The sequence below is a fragment of the Lysinibacillus irui genome (genome assembly GCF_028877475.1).
GTDB lineage: Bacteria > Bacillota > Bacilli > Bacillales_A > Planococcaceae > Lysinibacillus > Lysinibacillus irui.
The window spans coordinates 2341063-2363082 of record NZ_CP113527.1 but is presented as its reverse complement, the minus strand read 5'-3'; the positions used below and the strand labels follow the sequence as shown (position 1 = coordinate 2363082).

Annotated in this window: 20 protein-coding genes and 1 pseudogene; 14 read left to right on the top strand and 7 right to left on the bottom strand. The window is 36.9% G+C overall.

Annotated elements, in window-relative coordinates:
* The first annotated feature begins 76 nt into the window (after positions 1–76).
* A complete protein-coding gene (locus tag OU989_RS11860; protein ID WP_274793253.1) occupies positions 77–595 on the top strand; it encodes an AAA family ATPase in 519 nt (172 codons plus the stop codon).
* Positions 596–613: 18 nt separating this feature from the next.
* On the opposite strand, the gene ku is transcribed toward OU989_RS11860, so the two are convergent.
* Positions 614–1435 carry a non-homologous end joining protein Ku gene (gene ku, locus OU989_RS11855; protein WP_274793252.1) on the bottom strand — a complete coding sequence of 274 codons (822 nt, stop codon included), beginning with the start codon at positions 1433–1435 and terminating at the stop codon, positions 614–616.
* 106 nt (positions 1436–1541) lie between these two features.
* Here ku and OU989_RS11850 point away from each other — a divergent pair, with 106 nt between their 5' ends.
* A complete protein-coding gene (locus tag OU989_RS11850) occupies positions 1542–3359 on the top strand; it encodes a DNA ligase D (RefSeq protein ID WP_274793251.1) in 1818 nt (605 codons plus the stop codon).
* Between the two features lie 1411 nt (positions 3360–4770).
* Here OU989_RS11850 and OU989_RS11845 read toward each other — a convergent pair.
* Positions 4771–5733 (bottom strand): MBL fold metallo-hydrolase, encoded by a 963-nt coding sequence (locus tag OU989_RS11845; protein WP_274793250.1) that lies wholly within the window; start codon positions 5731–5733, stop codon positions 4771–4773.
* Between the two features lie 137 nt (positions 5734–5870).
* On the opposite strand from OU989_RS11845, the gene OU989_RS11840 reads away from it, so the two are divergent.
* The 7 genes from OU989_RS11840 (at position 5871) to OU989_RS11810 (ending at position 11374) form a co-directional block, all read left to right on the top strand.
* A complete protein-coding gene (locus tag OU989_RS11840) occupies positions 5871–7346 on the top strand; it encodes a methyl-accepting chemotaxis protein (RefSeq protein ID WP_274793249.1) in 1476 nt (491 codons plus the stop codon).
* Positions 7347–7422: 76 nt separating this feature from the next.
* Positions 7423–7656: a DUF6199 family natural product biosynthesis protein gene (locus OU989_RS11835; RefSeq protein ID WP_274793248.1), complete on the top strand. Its 234-nt coding sequence runs from the start codon at positions 7423–7425 to the stop codon at positions 7654–7656.
* Positions 7657–7696: 40 nt separating this feature from the next.
* Positions 7697–8170 (top strand): GNAT family N-acetyltransferase, encoded by a 474-nt coding sequence (locus OU989_RS11830; RefSeq protein ID WP_274793247.1) that lies wholly within the window; start codon positions 7697–7699, stop codon positions 8168–8170.
* A gap of 46 nt (positions 8171–8216) precedes the next feature.
* The gene (locus tag OU989_RS11825; protein ID WP_274793245.1) at positions 8217–8870 is read left to right on the top strand and encodes a hypothetical protein; all 654 of its coding nucleotides are present in this window, start codon (positions 8217–8219) and stop codon (positions 8868–8870) included.
* 108 nt (positions 8871–8978) lie between these two features.
* Complete coding sequence (locus tag OU989_RS11820) at positions 8979–9728, top strand: SDR family oxidoreductase (RefSeq protein WP_274793244.1); 750 nt, start codon at positions 8979–8981, stop codon at positions 9726–9728.
* A 91-nt stretch (positions 9729–9819) separates the two neighbouring features.
* Positions 9820–10851, top strand: a complete 1032-nt coding sequence (locus OU989_RS11815) for a serine hydrolase domain-containing protein (RefSeq protein WP_274793243.1) — start codon at positions 9820–9822, stop codon at positions 10849–10851.
* A 73-nt stretch (positions 10852–10924) separates the two neighbouring features.
* Positions 10925–11374: a hypothetical protein gene (locus OU989_RS11810; RefSeq protein ID WP_274793242.1), complete on the top strand. Its 450-nt coding sequence runs from the start codon at positions 10925–10927 to the stop codon at positions 11372–11374.
* A gap of 82 nt (positions 11375–11456) precedes the next feature.
* Here the strand turns inward: OU989_RS11810 and OU989_RS23715 are convergent.
* The 4 genes and pseudogenes from OU989_RS23715 to OU989_RS11795 form a co-directional block, all read right to left on the bottom strand.
* Positions 11457–11765: pseudogene (locus OU989_RS23715) on the bottom strand (IS5/IS1182 family transposase); the annotation flags it as partial.
* 318 nt (positions 11766–12083) lie between these two features.
* Complete coding sequence (locus OU989_RS11805; RefSeq protein ID WP_274793241.1) at positions 12084–12551, bottom strand: hypothetical protein; 468 nt, start codon at positions 12549–12551, stop codon at positions 12084–12086.
* Positions 12542–12931 (bottom strand): hypothetical protein, encoded by a 390-nt coding sequence (locus OU989_RS11800; RefSeq protein ID WP_274793240.1) that lies wholly within the window; start codon positions 12929–12931, stop codon positions 12542–12544. The genes OU989_RS11805 and OU989_RS11800 overlap by 10 nt, the downstream gene beginning before the upstream one ends.
* Complete coding sequence (locus tag OU989_RS11795; RefSeq protein WP_274793239.1) at positions 12888–14012, bottom strand: hypothetical protein; 1125 nt, start codon at positions 14010–14012, stop codon at positions 12888–12890. The genes OU989_RS11800 and OU989_RS11795 overlap by 44 nt, the downstream gene beginning before the upstream one ends.
* Before the next feature lie 842 nt (positions 14013–14854).
* Between OU989_RS11795 and OU989_RS11790 the strand changes: the two genes are divergently transcribed.
* The 4 genes from OU989_RS11790 (at position 14855) to OU989_RS11775 (ending at position 20765) form a co-directional block, all read left to right on the top strand.
* The gene (locus tag OU989_RS11790; RefSeq protein WP_274793238.1) at positions 14855–15364 is read left to right on the top strand and encodes a hypothetical protein; all 510 of its coding nucleotides are present in this window, start codon (positions 14855–14857) and stop codon (positions 15362–15364) included.
* Positions 15365–15656: 292 nt separating this feature from the next.
* The gene (locus OU989_RS11785) at positions 15657–15881 is read left to right on the top strand and encodes a hypothetical protein (RefSeq protein WP_274793237.1); all 225 of its coding nucleotides are present in this window, start codon (positions 15657–15659) and stop codon (positions 15879–15881) included.
* A gap of 514 nt (positions 15882–16395) precedes the next feature.
* On the top strand, positions 16396–19101 hold the full coding sequence (gene acnA, locus OU989_RS11780) for an aconitate hydratase AcnA (RefSeq protein ID WP_274793236.1): 2706 nt from the start codon (positions 16396–16398) through the stop codon (positions 19099–19101).
* Positions 19102–19274: 173 nt separating this feature from the next.
* A complete protein-coding gene (locus OU989_RS11775; RefSeq protein WP_274793235.1) occupies positions 19275–20765 on the top strand; it encodes an S-layer homology domain-containing protein in 1491 nt (496 codons plus the stop codon).
* Between the two features lie 49 nt (positions 20766–20814).
* Here the strand turns inward: OU989_RS11775 and OU989_RS11770 are convergent, their stop codons facing one another.
* Positions 20815–21399 carry a DJ-1/PfpI family protein gene (locus OU989_RS11770; RefSeq protein ID WP_274793234.1) on the bottom strand — a complete coding sequence of 195 codons (585 nt, stop codon included), beginning with the start codon at positions 21397–21399 and terminating at the stop codon, positions 20815–20817.
* Positions 21400–21541: 142 nt separating this feature from the next.
* Here OU989_RS11770 and OU989_RS11765 point away from each other — a divergent pair, with 142 nt between their 5' ends.
* Positions 21542–21985, top strand: coding sequence for an Lrp/AsnC family transcriptional regulator (locus OU989_RS11765; protein ID WP_274793233.1), 444 nt, complete (start codon positions 21542–21544; stop codon positions 21983–21985).
* Positions 21986–22020 lie beyond the last annotated feature (35 nt).

Genomic DNA, 22020 nt, shown 5'->3' with positions numbered 1-22020 from the left:
TCCTTTGCTAGAATCATTGTATAATAAAGGGAATATTTCTACAAAGATACATAGGGTAAAGGGGCGTTCGGGGATAATGGCAATTCCGCAAAAAATACATATCATTGGGTCCGTTGGCAGTGGGAAAACAACATTAGCAAAGGAATTAGCTAAAACCTATCACATCCCCTATTATGAGTTGGATAATGTTGTTTGGATTAGAAAAGAATCAGGGGATAGTATGAGAACGGAACAAGAAAGAATGGCGTATTTACAAAGTATTGTCCAGACAGACTCTTGGATTATTGAAGGAATTCATCAAGAGGAGTGGGTAATCCAGAGCTTTCAGCAAGCAGACTGCATCATCTTTCTTGATACTCCCTATAAAATCCGTATTTTTCGCATTATTAAAAGGTTTGTGAAACAAAAAATCGGTATTGAAAAAGCCCATTACCAACCAACTTTTTCGATTTTCTTCAAAATGTTTCGTTGGAATAAACGTTTTGAGCTAAAGGGTAAACCTAAATTTTTCAAACAACAGGGGGATGTATTGGATAAGCTGTTAGTGGTACAACATAAAAAGGATGTAGATAACTATTTCGAGCGTATCCTGTAGAAAGGATACGCTCTCTTTTTAAGCATTTTTCTTTGTGCGGGTGGTGCGTTTTCTTGGAGCGGGCTTCTTCGTTTTATCTAAGGAAGCCTGCAGTGCTGTCATTAAATCTGTGACATTATCGGGAATTGGTCGTTGTTTATCACTTGCAGCGATTGTATTCGTAGCTTTCTTTTCTTCGATTAGTTCTAGTAAAGCGTTGCGATAATCGTCAGTATATTTTTCAGGGTTAAAGGTAGTGGTTAGCTGATCTACAAGCATGAGAGCTGTTTCAAGCTCCTTAGGCACCACGTCTTGCTCACTAGGTATATTGGGCACGTCGCCAACACTTCTCACTTCATCTGGATAATGAATTGTTTCCATGACGAGTGCATTTTGATAAACTCGCACAACGGCAAGCTGTTCTTTTGATCGAATAATAATTTTCGCGATACCAATTTTTCCTGATTGCTCTAATGTTTTACGCAATAGGGAATAGGCTTTAGCACCGGTAGAATCAGGAGATAAGAAATAGGTACGTTCAAAATATATCGGATCGATTTCGGTTAATTGAACAAAATCAATAATTTCTACAGCCTTCTCTTCATTTTCCTTACGTAGGTTTTCTAAATCCTCTTGATCCAAGACTACAAATTTATTTTTTGTATATTCGTAAGCCTTAACAATATCCTCATCTTTTACTTCCTGATTACAGCCTTCACAAACCTTTTTGTAGCTAATAGGTGTATGGCATTCTTTGTGAAGCTGACGCAATTTAATATCTTTATTTTCAGTAGCGGCATGTAGTTTAACTGGGATATTGACTAAACCAAAGGAAATACTGCCTTTCCACACTGTATGCATGTTTGTCACCTCGTTTTTCTTACTATGATGTATTTTGCAGCTTTTTATGTATTGTAAATTGAAATCGTCAAACACTGTAGATAAAAAACAAAGTAGGTAGTGTTGAATGAAACCAATGCTTTTAACGGAATCAAACGATATTCCAAATGGGGATGAGTGGTTATATGAAACGAAATATGATGGTTTTCGTTGCCTGTTAATATGGGATGAACAGCCGATACTCATGAGCCGAAATGGTCGCAATTTAAACTACTTGTTTCCTGAGATTTTAGCTTTCTGTCAGCAAATATATGCATCTGTAAAGGCTTTTTTGCCATTAACCTTGGATGGAGAGATTGTTTATTTAAGCAATCATTATAAAAGTGAATTTGCAGTTGTTCAAAAAAGAGGGAGAATGCAAAATGAGGACGTCATAGAGGCACATGCAAAGACCTTTCCTTTTCGTTATCTCGTATTTGATGTATTAACTTTTAAGGGGGAGTCCCTTCACAATCGCTATTTAAAAACAAGGAAGGAGCAATTGGCGAAGTTTGCTTCAAAGGTACTATTACCGAGCGTCGACTTTGAGGATAGAAGCTCGATTCAAATTGTAGAGGGGGAGGAAGAGAGCGAGAATTTATGGCAGGCAATAAAGGTTTACAATGGTGAGGGCATGGTGGCAAAGAAGAAAACAAGTAAGTGGCTGGAAAACACTCGTTCAAATCATTGGTTAAAAATTAAAAATTGGCGATATGTGACGGTTGTAGTCACACAATATAACCATAGCAATGGCTTTTTTCATGGCTCAATTTATAAGGATGGTCAATTGCGCGAGGTTGTGACGTTTAAACATGGTATGACAGAAGAAGAGCACCAAACACTTGTTACATTTTTTCAGACCAATGGACAGCGCCAAAAAGAGTTATGGCATCTAGAACCATCTATTTGTATCGACGTTGCTTGTATTGATTTTGATGGTAGTAAGCTCCGGGAACCTAGATTTCATGTCTTTCGATTGGAACAAACACCGGAGGATTGTCAATGGCAGCACATGCAACGACAGCTTTTTCCGATTCCCGATTCTGTGCCTATTACTCACCCAGACAAACCTGTTTGGCCAGAAATTGGCATAACGAAGGATCACTATTTGTCCTATTTACAAAGCATGTCACCATATTTATTACCCTTTCTAAAAGACCGTCCTCTCACTTTAATTCGTTTTCCACATGGTGTGCCAGGCGAAAGCTTTTATCAAAAAAGTAAACCAGATAAAATGCCTAACTTTGTGGCAACGGCGGTGATGGATACGATTGATTATATTGTATGTAACAACTTAGAAACTCTGCTGTGGCTAGGTAATCAACTGGCATTGGAGCTGCATATTCCGTTTCAAACTTTCCAATCCATGTACCCGACAGAAATAGTTTTCGATTTAGACCCACCCTCAGCTGAACATTTTTCATTAGCTGTAGCTGGTGCACTGGATTTAAAAAATATCATTGACTATTTTCAGCTACAATCATTTGTCAAAACATCAGGTGGAAAAGGCTTACAGCTCTATATACCGCTACCAACCAACACCTTTACCTATGAGGAGGTTCGGGTGTTTACAGAATTTGTTTGTCGATTTTTATGTGAGCAAAAGCCGAATTTGTATACAATTGAGCGATTAAAAAAGAATCGCCATGAAAAATTATATTTAGATTACGTGCAGCATGCAGAGGGGAAGACCATCATTGCCCCCTATTCTACGAGAGGCAATCCAAAGGGCTTAGTCGCAACACCTCTAAATTGGGATGAAGTTAATGAAAACTTAAAACCAGAGTTCTTCACGATTCCCGCTGTCATAGAGCGCATGAAAAAAATAGGGAATCCCTTTCAAACATTTCGAGAGGTAGGGGAGAAGCAGGATTTTCGAGCTGTATTGGCTCAATTAAAACAATAATTTTCCTTATAAATTTTTTATCCAGCTTAGGACACGAACAATTTGAAATGGCTCCGCTACTGAAGGAATGAAACTCACAAGGAAAAAACATAGTGATCGGGATAAGCTTTAGAAAACCTTGCTCCTTTTTTAAAAAGGCTCCAATACTCATAACAAAGCTCAATAATAAACAAGCAAATCCAACAAACATTAGCCACTCTAACCCATGAGCAAGGAAATAGGCGGGACTAAGCAGTAAAACAGCAATGACAGTGAAAAATTAAGCAAGTTTTGGCCACATAATAAGTAACCTCCTTTTTCGTTAATTATAATACCAATTTATAGGAGCGAAAAGAAAGGCAGAGTAGGAGTCGTTTGAGAATGGTGATGATCACTTTGGGATGAGATATGAGCGTTTCGAGCAGAGTTACGATCACATTTGACCGAGGTATGAGCGTTTCGAGCAGAGTTACGATCACATTTGACCAAGATACGAGGTTTCGAGTGGAGTTACGATCACATTTGACCGAGATACGAGCAGTTTGAGGAGAGATATGATCACATTTGACCGAGATATGAGCGTTTCAAGCAGAGTTACGATCACATTTGACCTAGGTATGAGCGTTTCAAGCGTAGTTATGATCATTTTGACCGAGATATGAGCGTTTCAAGCAGAGTTACGATCACTATTGACCGAGGTATGAGCGTTTCAAGCATAGTTATGATCATTTTGAGCGAGATATGAGCGTTTCGAGGAGAGTTACGATCACATTTGACCTAGGTATGAGCGTTTCAAGCGTAGTTATGATCATTTTGACCGAGATATGAGCGTTTCAAGCAGAGTTACGATCACTATTGACCGAGGTATGAGCGTTTCAAGCGTAGTTATGATCATTTTGACCGAGATATGAGCGTTTCAAGCAGAGTTACGATCACATTTGACCGAGGTATGAGCGTTTCAAGCGTAGTTATGATCACATTTGACCGAGATATGAGCGTTTCGAGCGGAGTTACGATCACATTTGACCGAGGTATGAGCGTTTCAAGCGTAGTTATGATCATTTTGACCGAGATATGAGCGTTTCAAGCAGAGTTACGATCACATTTGACCGAGGTATGAGCGTTTCAAGCGTAGTTATGATCACATTTGACCGAGATATGAGCGTTTCGAGCGGAGTTACGATCACATTTGTCTAAATTACGAGCGTTTCTAGCAAAGTGATGATCACTTAAGCCTGCAATGGGAATACTCCAATCACAATGTCAAGCGCTTTTGACTCAAGAAGGAGCGCTTCAATCAATAGGATGATCAACCTCAGTCCCAAATAGAAGCGTATCCATCAAAGTCAAAAGCATCAAAATTCAAAGGAGAAACTTTACGTTCCTTTTAAAAAGAGGTGTCTCCTCATCATGGAGACATCTCTTTTTACTGTTATAGAGGCACTTGTGCATTGACTTTTTCTAAGTAATCTAGAATTCCCATTGACGACACAATGGTATCGAAAGGAATCGTTTGATAGACTGGATGATCTGTTGGAATGCCGTTTTCCTGTAAATAGCTGAATAAAAGCTCCTTTAAGCGAGCATCTAAATAGTGGACTTGCTCCTGGAAGTCGCTTGATGCAGCTTGGGCTTTTTTACCTTCTGCTAAAAAGAGGGGTGTCCAATAGCGTACTTGGCGATAAGCTTCAGCTGGATTTTTATAGGCACCATAATGGCCAAAATATAACTCAGCTGCTTGAAGTTTTTCGTACAACTGAATGGATTGCTCCATTGTTTCTGGGTTGTATTGGTTAGGCGAAGTGGATGGAATAATTAAATCAATTGCTTCTCCATCCATTTCAGGATAACGAACCCCGGTTGTATCCCCTACAAAAAGACCATTGGTAGCGGAATAGAGCATAGATACATGATGTTTCGCATGGCCTTCTGTATGATAGAACGTTAAATGGTGTTGGCCTAAATCTAGACGTTGCTCGTGACTTACTTCAATAATTCGTGCAGCATCAATTGGCACAATCGGATCAAAGAGGCGATCAAATTCAGCTCCATAGACTCCTTTTGCACTGAAAATAAGTCTGCTTGGGTCAATCATGTGAGCTGCCCCTCGTGGATGGACAACTAATTTTGCATTAGGACAGCTTTGCAAAAATAACCCTGCTCCTCCTGCATGGTCTAAATGAATATGTGTCACGATGACATAGTGAATATCCTCTAATGCAATATTTAACTCCTTTAATCCTTCCATTATGTAAGGAACGGATGGGCTTGCAGAAGTTTCAATTAGAGTAATTTTTTCGTCGATTAATAAATAGGAGCTCGTTCGTTGTTCCCGATTTAAATCATGTGTATCAATACAATAAAAATTTGATGCAATTTGTTGAACTCTACTCAATTCATTTTCCTCCTTTAATTTCAAAGATGTATAAAATATGCTTCAATATACAATATTTAGCTACAAAAAGCAGTAGTTATACTATATAATAATAGAAAATTAAACTGAATGTCCATTCATTTTTTAGGGGGATTACAATGGAGCATAAAATTCGTTACGACACGCGAAAGGTCCACCGTGTAAATTTAGCTATTATTTCAATCTTAGCTATTTTAATTTGTGGACCTCTAATCCTATCGAAAGGCATATTATTTTTATTTGTTGGACTAGCCGTCATCACGTTGGCAGTATGTAACTATTTATTGCCAATCAAAACCTATATTAAAGGCTTTATTTTTGGCTTAATTCCGTCTAGTGTTGTCTTTACCTTATTTTTGCTTGATAGCTTTTCATTAAACAAACATTATATTTTGCTTTGTACGGTGGCTATTATTGCCCTGTATTTTAAAAAGGAATTAATCGTATTCTTTGGGATCTTAACAAACATCAGTTTTTTCATATTATATATGGTTAACTCACCATCTTTACTGGGGCCATTTGATGATATCGTTGTTTTTGTGACACTTTTGGCGATTTTGAATGGAGTGATTATTGCCTTTTATTTAATTGCAAAATGGGGCAATGAGCTGATTGAACATGCAGAAATTCAGCAAAATGAGATGCAAGCATCCTACAATCAATTACAAATGACCTTTCAAGAAATTGAAAAAAGTAGTCAGGCTCTGGACGAGCATGTGACACAGTTCCAACAAACAATGCAAAGGATTTCAGGTTCAAGTAAACAAATATTAATCGCCACAGAAGATATTTCTGCCAGTATCCAGCAAGAGTCATCTAGTTTACAAATGATTCATGGCACCATGGGCGATTCGGTTCACTTTGTTAATGAAACATTGACCATCTCGAAGGATACAGTGGCAAGCTCTACTCAGCTTCAGCAAGAAGTATTGGCTGGGTGGGACAAAATGCAGGATGCGATGACACAAATGAGTGTGATGAGTCACGCGATGAGCTCAACGGCGGAAACGGTAAACGAGCTTCAGCATAGTTTGCAAACAGTGGATAGCTTGTTAAAGGGCATCACACATATTGCTCAGCAGACGAATTTATTGGCACTTAATGCAGCCATTGAAGCGGCTAGAGCAGGGGAACATGGGAAAGGATTTGCCATTGTTGCAGATGAGGTGCGTAAGCTAGCAGAAGAAAGCGCCGCTATTACTGTAAGCATTACCAATGTAACGAAAACCTTGTTTGAAAAATCAACGGAGGCACATCAGCGTTCCGAAGACGGTGAAAAAGCGCTTCAGTACGGGGAACAACTGTTACGAGATGTTAGTCATTTCTTCAATGTTTTAAAGGATTCATTTACGCAAACAAATACAGATTTAACTAGAGGAATGAATGAATTAAGCAATGCCATCAGACAATTCGAGTCAATTCAAAAGCAAATTGAAAAGCTAAATAAAATGACCGAGCAAAATGCAACGTCTACGGTTGACATATTGCATTCTGTGGAAGAAGAAAATCAGCTATTAGTGAAGATGACAGATTCAACAAACCGCATTCAGACGTTAAGTGAGACGTTAAAGTCATTAGTCATAGCTAAGGCTTGATCGAATTATTGAAATTGAAATAAATGGTAGGGTAAAATAATAATAGGATTAAACATCCTAGATGGAGGGTATAGAGTTGTTATTCATCAGTATTGTTTTATCCATACCGGTATATGGCTACTGTATATGGAGTTTGTATGATCCAGTGGAAAGCTTTTTATTTTTTGAGCGCTGGCGCTACAAAGAGACGCCAGAGGTTTCCGAATTGCAAATTAAATTAATACGCATTGGTAGTGTGTTTGGTATGGTGATTGTCACCATTTATTTAATTGTGGTAGCGGTGCAAACGTTCGCCCCTTCAGAACCATAGCCAAAATATCATGTAAGAATTGAAAATAAGGAGGTTTTCTATGAATATTCGTAGCTTACAAAGTTCAGATTACTATACTTTATCCCCGTTAATTAATGACTGGTGGGGCGGAAGGAATATGTCAGATAAACTACCTAAATTATTTTTCGATCATTTTACGAATACGAGCCTCATTATGGAAAAGGATGGCGAAATTATTGGTTTTCTAGTCGGCTTTTTATCGCAATCCAACTCAAATGAAGCGTTTATCCACTTTGTTGGAGTCCATCCTGATTACAGAAAACAGAATATTGCCAAAAGACTGTATGATGTTTTCTTTCATGTGGTAAAGCAATATCATCGAAATATTGTCAAATGTGTAACGTCTCCTATTAATGAAGTGTCCATTGCCTTCCATACTAATATGGGGTTTAGAATGGAAAAAGGTGACAAGACAGTGGATGCTATCTCCATTCATAGTAATTATGGCGGTGAAAATCAAGACCGTGTGTTGTTTTATAAGATCCTACCGTAATTAACTTTAGAGAATTTGCATATAGTCCCGAATAAGGGGGCTATAGATGTTTATTAATAGAATATTTTCTTTATGGTTTCTACTTGCATTTATTGTTTGTAGTGCATTTGTTTTGTTAGCAAATGCACCTATTCAATATGTTGAAAAATCAACTATTACTATGTCACGAACTAGTAATAATGAATTATTAAGTTATATTCAACAATATCATTTTTTAATTAGTGATATTTTTAATGCCCTTTGTAAAGAATCTTTTAGCTTTCAATTAGACTATGGTGTTCTGCCCAGCGGAAAGATTGAACTGCTAGTGTCCTTACCGGAAGAGATGGACATAGTGGCGAAGAAGAAAATGGAGGAGATTATGTTAAATTGTATCCAGAAAAATGATTTAAATCCAATCTCTTTTCAGCTGACATTGAAGGACCTTTATGAACCGGCAGCAACAGAATCGACTCGACTTAGCTATAATGACGTTATGGCTAATCTATTTGAAACGATGATTGATCAAAACTATGGTGACTTTAGTGTCGAGCACAGCATTACCTCAGAATCTATTCAAGTAATGATTAATTTAACGGAAGATAAAAATGCAGGGATGCAAAAGAAAGCTCAACAGTTAGCGGAAGATATAATTCGACAGCATCGATTTGATGTACAGGCATTTCAAATTGAAGTACAAAATAAGATTGCTATTCATTAGCAATTAGTCGAGCACTTATTTTCAAAGGCTGAGCAGACCATTGTGGTTTTGCTCCTTTTTTTGCTTAAACGTGATGGTTAAATAATTCTTAAAAAATGGAGGGGAAATATGAGTAAAAACAAAATTGCAGTCATTACAGGTGCGAGCCATCCACGAGATATTGGAACAGCCATTTGTAGAAGGTTAGCTGCTGATGGTGTACATATTTTTTTCACGCACTGGCATGCTGATCATAATTGGATTGGTGAATTTAAAGATGAACTTCTCAGTATGGGGATCATGTGTGAAGAAATGACAATTGATTTATCAGAGACCCAAGCAGCACAAACGATTCTTCAGACGGTCGAAGAAAAACTAGGCGTCCCTTCCATTTTAATTAATAATGCAGCCCATTCCACACAGGATGGCTATGTACAGTTAGATGCCCAGACGCTTGACCAACATTACGCTGTAAATATGCGATCAACATTTCTTCTTTGTGTTGAATTTGCTCGTCTTTTTCAAAAAGCCCATTTCACGTCTGGTCGAATTATAAATATGACATCAGGACAAGAGTTAGGTCCTATGGTGGGAGAGCTAGCCTATGCAGCAACAAAAGGAGCCATATCAGCTTTCACACGAACATTAGCGCAAGAGTTAGCTCCAATAGGAATTACGGTCAATGCAGTGAATCCAGGGCCAACCGACTCGACGTGGATGAATGATGAAATTAGAAAGTACCTGTTACCAAAGTTTCCGATGGGACGTATTGGATCACCTGAAGATGTCGCAAGAGTAATTAGTTTTCTTGCGAGTGAGGAAGCTCAATGGATGACAGGACAAATCATCCATTCAGAAGGAGGCTTTCTACGAGGGTAGACGAGAGAATTGAACAAGATGAGCGAGCCCTTGCAAAAGATGTATAAAAGGCATATAGAAATCTTGCGAACTACAAAAGGAGGAGTTTTCAGTGTTAGCTCAATCATTTGATCATGTGAAAAAATCAGTAGAAAATACTTTTCAAACACTTCATTGTACAGGAGCAGCTCTCGTTTTATTCCATAATAATGAATTACAAGTCGAGCAATATTGGGGGAAGCATTCAAATCAAGAAAATGCACGTTCTATCCAAGCAGATACCAAATTTCATCTTGCCTCATGCCGTAAAAGCTATATTGCGTTTGCGGTTGCCTATGCCATCTATCATGGGTATATTCAGTCATTGGATGATGAGATATCTTTGTATTTATTACCCGACCGCCAAAAGGATGTATACAATGGTATTACGATACGTCATTTAGTAACGCATTCACATGGTCTTGAATATATAGATGGGGAGGATGTTCAGACGTTTGCTCCAGGTACGAGCTGGGCTTATCGGGGTAGAAATATAGAGTTACTATCCGACATTGTAAAATTCTCCACAAAGCGAACGATTGCTGATATTGTCAATGAAGAGGTATTCAAACCTTTACATTTTTCCGAAACGAATTGGTATCATACATTTGATGACACCTTTGTTGAAGTGATTCGGCAACCGAATGACCGTTTTTGGTCAGCTTCTTCAAATTTGGATGGCAGTCAAATGAATATGTATGCCTCCGCAAGAGAATTCGCAAAATGGGGGTTACTTCACCTAAATGAAGGGAATTTGAATGGCAAACAAATGATTCCTCCGGATATTTTAAAATTAGCCACAACGATACATAGTCCTGCATTCTCCAATCCTGACCTTCCAGAAAACGGCTTCTTCTGGTATGTAAAAGGGTCGATGGCCAAGCGTTCAGAAATAGGAGCACTTGTACCAAATGGAGCATTTCAAATTTTGGGATACACTACCGTCACACTGCTTGTCATTCCAAGTGAAAAAATCGTGGCAGTTAGGGCTTTTAATAGTTTTGGCTCTCCAGAGGGGTATGATTACTTGGCAGATGTTCGCAGTTTTGGAGATTCTATTATGGTAGATTTAAATAATAATATCCAAAAAACCTCGAGGCTGTAGATATACAATGCCTCTTCACTTACAATAAATGTGTGTTAATATTAAACAATAATGGTAAGTGAGGGGAAAGTACTTGAAATTCAAATTATTATTTTCTTTTTTGCTAATATTGATCGTATTAGCAGGATGCACAAGCGAAAAAAAGTTTACTGTAGATGATGTAAAAAAAGTAAAGCTAGAATTACTAGAAAAGGAAACCCTTCAAGAAGGAATATCCTATACTATCCAATTGGTGAATGGCAGTGATTATACTATAAAGCAAAATAATGTGTATGTTTCTTTTCCTATTAAACACGGTGAAAGTGGCTATAAAGGGAATGAATATCATGTTGAAGCGACTGGAAATAAATTAAATATTCAACCAGGGGAAAAAATTACATTGACTGTTTTTATGCCATTTGAAGGCTTGGGTGATAAAACTTTGTTTGGTATAGATCATCCTGAAATTAAATTAAGAGGCTATATGGAAACCGTTGATGATGAACATCTATTTACTACTGGAGGATCCTTAATGAAGGATTGAAGCTGTTTCAGGCCATAAAATTTAGGGGTAGATAGCTTTTTCAGATAGTACAATAAAAGACTGAGAAATAGCCTTAAACTTATTGGCTCTTGGTTGTCACTGCGAGATGCCCTTTAAAGCCAAACCAAAACGTATTTTTGCCGTCACTGTTCTTTTTGATGCCCCAATTTGGTTCGATTGGCGCATCTTGCCACAGTGTCTTCAGTGGAGTATCGAGTTGATGCATGATTTCTTTTTCATAAGTCGACTGATTGGCTTTGATTTCTGCTTGTTTCGTAAGCCAATCCTCCCATTCTTCTTTTGATTTTCGTTCACGTTTTTGTGGTGATGCAGGTACTTTTTTCTTTGAAGGTTTCGCCGCATCGCGTGATTCGAAATTTGTAGCAGCGATGTTACAGCTCAGTAATGGATTAAGGGTAGTTGTTTTTTAAAAATCTTTACCGAAGACTCTGAGGGAAATAATAATAGTGGTGGGATAGCCAAATACGATTTCAGTTTGGGGCGATGCTAAAGAAGCTATCCCGAAACTAATAGATAAAGGGATTTAATATCAATGACAACGATTGAAGGTAAATTTTAAAGTGGGAAATGATCAAAAAACCCCAGTTTAATACTGGGGAAGTGCTGGTTCGCCAGGTTTATAATTCTATAGGATATGAGAGCATTTTAATTGAGGGGTGGATAAAAACGGTTATTCAACACACCTGAATTATTTTAAAGGGATTCCAAGTCCTAAGGCAGAAGCAATAGTTACAAGAGAGGTAATAACACCAAGTATTGCAGTTAATTTCTCTAATGGTTTTTTAGCTTTCTCTTTATCTCCATTGTTTATGTGCGTTTGAAGTAGTTCAAAATGCGCTTCTGCAATTTCACGTTGTTCACCTGATAGGCGTTGAATATCTTCGTGAAGTTGTTTTAACGCACCGCTAATATCATCAGATCGGCTAGAGATCCCTTGATTCAGTGTACCGTTGTTTTCAATCGTGATATTACCTTTATTTTCTCCAAAAGTTAAACCACCATATTTACTAGATTCACCCATATAACCATCTCCTAAAATAATAGTTACTTGCCCGAGTTTCGATACTGTATCTAATAATTGACCAGAATTTTCTTTTTCTAAAATATCTATAATTTCTCTTAAACTCTCAGGTTTATTTTGTTTACTTAACCCCACATTAGCCATTTTGTTATTATTTTTTTTTTGGAAAAACTTTGTTTGAAATCTTCACTTAATTTAATGATTGGAATAGCGTTTAAAGGATCAAAACAATTTTCGGCCCCACAATACTTACAAGTAAGTGAATCCATATTTTCCAATTCATATTTATTGGCAGTTAAAATACTTCTACTACATTCCTCACAGTGGAATTCTAATTCTATAACGAGCGCTTCTTGTTTTTCTAATTCAGATAATTTCTCAATAACTACTCCAAGAGGTAAGCCAGTTATTTCTGCAATATAACTATGGTAAAATTTATCAACTTTACTTATAGCAATTGCCTCGAGTGCATTATCTATTTTTTGAGAAATTTCCCATGGTTTTAAATTGCTCACAACTTTTACCTCGCAGAATCAATTTTTCTCTAATATAATCCAATACATGTTCAGACGCAAATACATTGAACTTAAATGTCTTTGTAGTTACGCCAATTCGAATAGAATATTCTTGTACCACTCCACCAACACTATATTCAAATAGTATTGATCCTTTTTGTTTGGATAGATAAGGCTCTAAATAATTATACAATGGTAAGCCTCTTAACTCTCTAATGCTACCTAATCCAATTGTTTCGAGACCACTTAAAAGTAACAAAGAAAAAGGTGTTGTTTCTAAAATGCTGGTAATATCTTCGCTATTTAAGTTTTGCTCAAGAGCTGATAATTCACCATTAGTATAGTATTCATCAATTGCAGAAAGTATTCTCACAATGGATTTACCTTGTGTTTCTTCAAATGAATTTATTATTCCTGCTGGTCTTCCTGTAGCATCAATAAGCCTTCCTTGAAGAACATCAGCTAAAGGCTCAAGAGTTCCGCCATACTTCTGTAAGAAATCATACTGTTTGAATTCATATTCTTCATCTACAATTTTAGCTAATCCAGCTATGATTTTCTTTGCAACAGCTGAACTTGCTCGTACTTCTATTATTCCCTTAACTTCATCAATATAAACTGTAGTAATTTCATGTTTAATGTATTCTCTACGGTTGGTTAAAAAGTAATCTACATTAACCCCTGTTCTATGAATAAACCTTAAATAATATGCTTGTGAACCTTCGATTTCAGAAGCAGCTATAATAGTAGGTTCAATGGGAACATTTTCGCTATTTGGTGTAATTACTGTTTCGAAAGGGTTGAATGGCATTTTATTAATAATACTTTGTTTAAGTCCAGTTAAACCAGTTGGATTTGTAGTTCGATACCAAACTAAAGAAACGGGCCCAGTAAAAATATTATTACTAATCGTTGTAAGAACATCTCCTTCAATAAGTTCAAAAGCGTCCCATACTCTACTTGCTAATTCATTTACATTACCTGTCGCTTCTAAAGTCATATCACTACAAACCTCTTTAAGTAGAGTTTTGGTCAATTTATTCAAGTCTTGGGGGAAAATTAAAGATTTTATTGTATTCATTTAACACCCTCCAGAATTATATTCTTTATTCGATGAATGTATACCGGATATATTAATTAATATTATATGTTTTGAATACCCAAAAAATTACAAAATAGTATTAATAGAAAGGAGTGGTATGACTTGGAACGTGTATACGCCAAAATGAATAAAAATTATATAGTGTGGAACTTTCACAAAAAGACGAAATGACTTGAGCGTCAAGATTATCTAAGCAATTGGGGATATTTAGATAAGTAAGCAGGTTGAAAAGAAATCATTCTAGAACAATAAAAAGACACTCATTTTTGAAAAAAATGAGTGACTTTCTTCTATAATATTTAAAAATTTCGCGTGGGTATAAAGGGAAGCGTTGAATTAACTTCAATACATTAATTGAAAATCAGATCATGATTTTTCCTAATATTAAAGAATCTGTGTAATTCTTAGTTTACAAACCTTTGTTTAGTAATGATTAACACCTGAAGCTGTTAACTCGTAAACACTATATAATTTGATTTAATGATTCTTCCTAATCGGGATCATGGTATTGGGTGCAGATGTTTATTATATTCGACGACGGTGGGACTAAATTTTGTTCAGTCTTTTTTCTTCTACATTTTTGTGGATTGCTTAGCTTATATACATTTCATATGTTTAAAAAATGTCATCCCTGATTTTTAGTAGTGAGCCACAAATAATCATTCTACAAAAAATGAATAGGAGGGTTTATTTGAACAATAAATTTCCTCGAAAAATACATATCATTGGCTCTAATGGTGGAGTATCCAAAAGGTTGCTTCTTTTTATTTTGTAAATTTGGTATAATTATCAATAAATAGAATAATGTTCCGCGGGAGAAAATGATGAAAATTAATAAATTTGCACTGATATGGTCCTGTTGCATAATTTTATCTGGATGCACAACGACCTTAACTCAAACAGATGAAACCTCTTCTCAAGAAGAGTCGAAAGTAATTAAAAGTGAGCCAGCTGAATCTGGTACTGAAGAGATGAAAGGGGAAAATTTAAACCAAAACAAGAATAAAATCGAAGTGATTCGTGGTTATATGATTGACGAGCAAATAGTATCTCCAATTGGTGATAGTAAAACGTATTTTGAAAGCTATGGCGACATAAATGTGAAAGTACATTTGGTAAATACCGGTACTGAGCGTTTTGTGTATAGTATACGTGACATGGAAGATAGAAGAAAAATTGCTACTGGAATTTTAATGCAAAATGAAAGCTATGAACAGGTATTTGAACAATTACCGAAAGGATTTTATACCATTTCTACTGTTGTTCAAGATGAAGAACCTCCAATAGAAATTTCCTTATCAGTGAAAGTCGATTTGGTAGAGTATGAGTAAGTTGTTATATATATTGCTATAATTAACTTAAATAAAATGATTTTTAAACTAGTTTAAGTTTGTTCAATATGTATTATTTTAACAGGAAGTAGTGTGTGTTCATCTATACAAGAAAATCAACCTTCCCATGAAGTTTCGAAAGTATTTAAAGAGAAACCAGTAGTATCGGATATCACATAATGAAGTAGACAAGAACAAATTGGAATTATTCATGCTCGCATAATTGATGAACAGATTGCATCCACTATTGGTGAAACCTAAATCGTACTTTGATAACAAAGGGGATTCAAAGGTGAAAATTTACATTCTAAATACTGGTACGGAAAGCTTTCAATTTAGTATTAGAAATGTAAGTGATAAAAAGAAAATAGTGACCGGAGTATTAAATACGAATGAGACTTATGAAGATGTATTAAATGATTTACCAGAAGGCTCTTACATAATATCTTATGTAGTTGTAGAAGAAAATCCTCCTTCAGATATTGCTTTATCAGTGAAGGTCGATTTAGTTGGATAAGAGTAGGTGTAACAGATGGAACAGAAGAGACAAATGTTAAAGCAGATTATCATTTTATCGGTTTTATAGAATTTACTGATGATATAGATTGGATTATATAGTTGAAGCGTCATTTGATATTCCTTTGCCAAGACCTAAGTCTTTAAACTGTGGAAAGGAAATTATTTTAACATTAATTTTTTGTAGTTTCTTCTATAATAATTTATATACCTCTCTAATGAGGTACACTTTTACAAAAAAAAACGCGTATCGCAGTTTGTTTTTCAATCTGTACTGTTAAATACACATCGTTAGACAGGTATAGAAACCCTCATTAATACAAAACCTTGATATTATGCACATCAAAAAATTAAAAACATCAGGATAGAAACCAAGGTCATAAGTTATGCTTATCAAAAAAGATAATATTAATGTAATTTACTTATGAATATAAATGCGCTATCATGGGTATTGGAGAAAAGATGCTACACATTTTTAAAGCCTTTTCAAAAAGATAAATTAGGGGGATCCGCAAATGGCACAAGGTAATTTACACAATAGCCGTGCATCATTCGAAGTGAATGGTAAAACTTACAATTACTATGACTTAGCTGCGATTGAAAAAGCTGGCGTTGCAAAAGTTTCAAACCTTCCTTACTCAATCAAAGTATTATTAGAATCTGTTTTACGTCAATATGATGCGTATGTAATTAAAGAAGAGCACGTAAACGAATTAGCAAAATGGGGCAATGGTGCTGATCCAGAAGCTGAAGTACCATTCAAACCTTCTCGCGTTGTATTACAAGACTTTACTGGTGTACCAGTAGTTGTTGACCTTGCATCTCTTCGTTCTGCAATGAAAGAAATGGGTGGAGACCCAAGCAAAATCAACCCTGCTATTCCAGTTGACCTTGTAATTGACCACTCTGTACAAGTTGACAAATATGGTAATGCATCTGCATTACAAGCAAACATGGACCTTGAATTCGAACGTAACGCTGAGCGTTATAACTTCTTAAAATGGGCTCAAACTGCTTACAATAACTTCCGTGCTGTACCACCAGCAACAGGTATCGTTCACCAAGTAAACTTAGAGTACTTAGCTCCAGTTGTACACGTTAACGAAAATGCTGATGGCACATTCGAAACATTCCCAGATTCAGTAGTTGGTACTGACTCTCATACAACAATGATCAACGGTATCGGCGTTCTTGGATGGGGTGTAGGTGGTATTGAAGCTGAAGCAGGTATGCTTGGTCAACCTTCATACTTCCCAATTCCAGAAGTTATCGGTGTTAAATTAGTTGGCGATCTTCCAAACGGAACAACTGCTACTGACTTAGCATTAAAAGTAACACAAGTATTACGTCAACGTGGCGTAGTTGGTAAATTCGTTGAGTTCTTCGGACCTGGCGTATCTAAATTACCACTAGCTGACCGTGCGACAATCTCTAACATGGCTCCTGAATATGGTGCTACATGTGGTTACTTCGCAATTGACGAAGAATCATTAAACTACATGCGTTTAACTGGTCGTGACGAAGAGCACATCGCGGTTGTTGAAGCTTACTTAAAAGCAAACCACATGTTCTTCGATCCAACATTAGAGCCAGTTTACACTGACGTATTAGAAGTAAACTTAGCTGAAATCGAACCAAACCTTTCTGGTCCAAAACGTCCACAAGACTTAATTCCACTATCTCAAATGCGTTCTCGTTACAAAGAAGCAGTAGTGGCACCACAAGGTACACAAGGTTTCGGTTTAACAGAAGATGAATTCGCAAAAACTTCTGTAGCGAAATTCGCTGAAGGCGATGTAGAAATTCCAACAGGTGCTGTTGCAATTGCTGCTATCACTTCTTGTACAAATACATCTAACCCATACGTATTAATTGCTGCGGGCTTAGTAGCGAAAAAAGCTGTAGAAAAAGGTCTAACAGTGCCTAAATGGGTAAAAACTTCTTTAGCACCAGGTTCTAAAGTTGTAACTGGTTACCTTGAAGATTCAGGTTTACAAACATACCTTGACCAAATCGGTTTCAACACTGTAGGTTACGGTTGTACAACATGTATCGGTAACTCAGGTCCATTATTACCTGAAATCGAAGATGCAATTAAAGCAAATGACTTATTCGTAACTTCAGTTCTTTCTGGTAACCGTAACTTTGAAGGTCGTGTACACCCACTTGTAAAAGCTAACTACTTAGCTTCTCCACCACTTGTTGTTGCTTATGCACTTGCTGGTACAGTGGATATCGATCTACAAAAAGATTCATTCGGTAAAGACAAAGATGGTAACGAAGTATTCTTCGCTGATATCTGGCCATCAACTGAAGAAGTTAACGCAGTATTAGGTACTGTTGTTAACCGTGAATTATTCCAAAAAGAATACGAAACTGTATTCACAGCGAACGAAAAATGGAATGCAATTGAAACATCAACTGAGTCTCTATACACATTTGATGAAAAATCAACTTACATCCAAAACCCACCATTCTTCCAAGGTCTTGCAAAAGAGCCAGAAGCTATTAAAGGCTTAGACGGCTTACGCATTATGGCGAAGTTCGGTGACTCAATCACAACTGACCATATTTCTCCAGCTGGTGCAATCGGTAAAGATACACCTGCAGGTAAATATTTAATTGAAAACGGTGTTGCAATCCGTGACTTCAACTCTTACGGTTCTCGTCGTGGTAACCACGAAGTAATGATGCGTGGTACATTTGCAAACATCCGTATCCGTAACCAAGTTGCTCCTGGTACAGAGGGTGGATTCACTACTTACTGGCCAACAGGCGAAGTAGAGTACATCTATGACGCATGTATGAAATACCAAGAGCAAGGTACTGGCTTAGTAGTACTTGCTGGTAACGACTATGGTATGGGTTCTTCTCGTGACTGGGCTGCGAAAGGTACATTCCTACTTGGCGTGAAAACTGTTATCGCACAATCTTACGAGCGTATCCACCGTTCTAACTTAGTAATGATGGGTGTTCTTCCACTTCAATTCATGCCAGGTGAATCTGCTGATACACTAGGCTTAACTGGTAAAGAAGAAATCTCTGTTAACATTACTGACAACGTAAAACCACGTGAAATCTTAACAGTAACTGCTAAATCTGAAGACGGCACAGTTAAAACTTTCCAAGCTTTAGCTCGTTTCGATTCAGAAGTAGAAGTAGACTACTACCGTCACGGTGGTATCCTACAAATGGTTCTTCGCGCAAAAGCTGCTGAGTAATCATCAACTTAAAAAACCGATCTCTTAGGAGGTCGGTTTTTTTATATGATAATGAATTGGATAAATGTAAATATTCCTAAATTATTTTCCAAGTATCCTAGCATTTTCCTAACTATTTATATAGAATTAGAATGTAAGCCTTTTTACAATTACATAAATGGGGGATGATGATTATGACAAAGAGAAAACATAAACTTTACACAGCGGCCACAACAGCAATAGCCATTACAGCTTTAGCAGTAGTACCAGTTTCAGCTGCTAGTGCATTTTCAGATGTAAGCAAAGATTATGCACATTTTAACAGTATTTTAACACTACATGAAGCAGGCATTATTAATGGTTTTCCAGATGGCACATTTAAGCCATCACTAGACGTAACACGTGGACAAGCGGCTAAGATGATTGCAGGTGCTTTTGATCTTGCAACAAATTTAGAGAGTGCTGAAAATCCGAATTTTAAGGATGTAGACGCAACTAGCCCATATTACAACGCAATTATCACATTAGTTAATCTTGGCGTAGTACAAGGTTATGAGGATGATACATTCCGCCCAGATGAAACGATTACACGTGGTCAAATGGCAGTAATGGTGGCACAGGCAACAGGCTTAACAGCTAAAGGAGAAAGTCCATTTACAGATGTACCACAAGATAGCCCATTTGCAGAAGCCGTAACGGCATTATATGAGGCAGGTATTGCAAAAGGCGTTACTGCAACGGAATTTGGTGTAGATAAAAATGTGACTCGTGGTCAGTTAGCGACATTTATTGTGAACGCATTAGACTTACCGGTAGATACAATGCCTATACCAGATGAAAAAGATGAGCAGCCTCAAGAGGAACAGGTGACTGAAGAACAGCCTACTACAACAAAGGATAGTGCTGCACTTGAGGAATTATTTACCAAAACATTAGCTAAGCAAAAAGAGCTAAAAAGCATGAAGGCTACTATGACCATTTCACAGTCAGTAGAAGCTAACGATGGTAAGGAAACCATGAAAATGGATTCTAAAGGCAATATGAACATGGAAATTGTTACAGAGCCAATGCAGTTCTTTGCGGATGGAACAATGTCCCTAACAGATCCAACAAGTGGTGAAGCAATTAATTTACCAATTAAAATGTACATGACAGCTAAAGATGGTATGTATATGTATGAGGCAGACCAACAAGCTTGGGTAAAATTCCCGAAACAACTATTTGATGATGTACTTAGTCAAACAGGCATGCAGCCAGATGCAGCGGAGCAATTAGAGATGCTGCAATCATTTGCTGAAGACTTCACTTTAAATGAAACAGCAAGCCGCTACGAATTAACACTAAAAGGTTCAGGTGAAAAATTCACAGAGCTAGTAAAGCAACAGCTTGGTGTAATGGATTTAGGCATGGACGCTGATTTAGAGGCACAATTAGGCAATATGTCTTTTGACAATCTCACATACAAATTATTGATTAATAAAGAAACATTTGATGTAGAAGAAATTGCGATGGATATGACGTTAAGTATGAAAGTAGAAGGTAATTCGATAAAAACAAGACAGCAAACAACGATCAAATACCATGATTTCAATGCTGTAACAACGATTACCATTCCAAAAGAAGTGCTAGAAAGTGCAAAAGAAATAGATCTTAGCACAACAGAAACAGCACCTATAGGCAAATAATAAAAACGCTTAAAAAAGTAGGCTTAGTGCAAGCCTACTTTTTCTATGTTTAGCGAAAGCCCATTAAGTCTTTTACTTTCATTGTATTTTCGCTAGACGTTAGGGTTTCTAGTAAGCGGAAGGCAACATCAAAGGCCGTTCCTGGATTTGATGAGGTGATTAAATGATCTGTTTGTACAATGCGCTCATTAACAATGGTTGCACCGAAGTTTTCCAGTTGTGCTAAACGTTTACTCGTTGGGTGATTATAGGTCGTTGCTTGACGATGTTGGAGTATACCACAATTTCCTAATATAAGAGACGCAACACAGATCGTTGCAATCGGTTTTTTACGTTCGTCAAAATGCCGTACAACCGTTTGAAATTCCTCACTAAAGGCATCCTCATAAAAGCCTGCTTCCTCAAAGCCACCAGGGATCGCTAATGCATCAAAATCCTCTAATGTAATTTCGTGGAGCAATTTTTCAGGAGTCACTTTAAAATTCCATGTGCATTGCAGCTGTTCATGCAAACCGACAGTCACAACCTCAGTTGTACCATCACCTTCCCATTTATTCCAGCCAAGAACATCTGTAAAAACACTTGCTTCTACCGCTTCAAAGCCATTTGCTAATAGTAATAATATTTTTTTCATATTTATTAATCCTCCTTTTATTGCTTCTATTGTAATCAATAGGACGGACTGATAACAGAAGTTGTATAATGTATTTTAGCCATATGGCTTTATTTGAAAAGGTATTATGTGAAAAAAAGTTGATTATGAAAGGTGAAGTCTGATGGATCAAATTGATACACAAATTTTAAAGCAGTTACAGCATAATGCAAAAATTTCGATGAAGGAGTTAGCGACCACTGTCCATTTATCTTCTCCAGCTGTTATTGAACGTGTCAAAAAGCTGGAGGAACAAGGGGTAATCGAAGGGTATCATGCAAAAGTAAACATCAAAAAAATGGAGCGCACTATTCAGGCGATTATTTTATTTAAATCTATTGATTGTAAAAGTCTCTCTGCATTTTGTAATGCCCATCCCGATGTTCTTGAATGTTATCGAGTGGCAGGAGAAATTAGCTATATCGTCAAGCTAGCAACCTATTCAGTAGAAACATTAGAGGAATTTATAGATGCGGCTATGCCTTATGGTACTCCCTCTACCAATATCGTATTATCTTCAATGGAAAAAAAGGTGATTACACCATTTACTGACAATAATTTTGAATAAATGACAAAAAAAGCAAACCTTAAAGACATGAGCAC

Bases quoted from the DNA above. Each gene is read 5' to 3' on its own strand.
- OU989_RS11860 (WP_274793253.1), top strand. From the start codon at position 77: ATGGCAATTCCGCAAAAAATACATATCATTGGGTCCGTTGGCAGTGGG.
- ku (WP_274793252.1), bottom strand. From the start codon at position 1,435: ATGCATACAGTGTGGAAAGGCAGTATTTCCTTTGGTTTAGTCAATATC.
- OU989_RS11850 (WP_274793251.1), top strand. From the start codon at position 1,542: ATGAAACCAATGCTTTTAACGGAATCAAACGATATTCCAAATGGGGAT.
- OU989_RS11840 (WP_274793249.1), top strand. From the start codon at position 5,871: ATGGAGCATAAAATTCGTTACGACACGCGAAAGGTCCACCGTGTAAAT.
- OU989_RS11830 (WP_274793247.1), top strand. From the start codon at position 7,697: ATGAATATTCGTAGCTTACAAAGTTCAGATTACTATACTTTATCCCCG.
- OU989_RS11825 (WP_274793245.1), top strand. From the start codon at position 8,217: ATGTTTATTAATAGAATATTTTCTTTATGGTTTCTACTTGCATTTATT.
- OU989_RS11820 (WP_274793244.1), top strand. From the start codon at position 8,979: ATGAGTAAAAACAAAATTGCAGTCATTACAGGTGCGAGCCATCCACGA.
- OU989_RS11795 (WP_274793239.1), bottom strand. From the start codon at position 14,012: ATGAATACAATAAAATCTTTAATTTTCCCCCAAGACTTGAATAAATTG.
- OU989_RS11790 (WP_274793238.1), top strand. From the start codon at position 14,855: ATGATGAAAATTAATAAATTTGCACTGATATGGTCCTGTTGCATAATT.
- acnA (WP_274793236.1), top strand. From the start codon at position 16,396: ATGGCACAAGGTAATTTACACAATAGCCGTGCATCATTCGAAGTGAAT.
- OU989_RS11775 (WP_274793235.1), top strand. From the start codon at position 19,275: ATGACAAAGAGAAAACATAAACTTTACACAGCGGCCACAACAGCAATA.
- OU989_RS11770 (WP_274793234.1), bottom strand. From the start codon at position 21,399: ATGAAAAAAATATTATTACTATTAGCAAATGGCTTTGAAGCGGTAGAA.
- OU989_RS11765 (WP_274793233.1), top strand. From the start codon at position 21,542: ATGGATCAAATTGATACACAAATTTTAAAGCAGTTACAGCATAATGCA.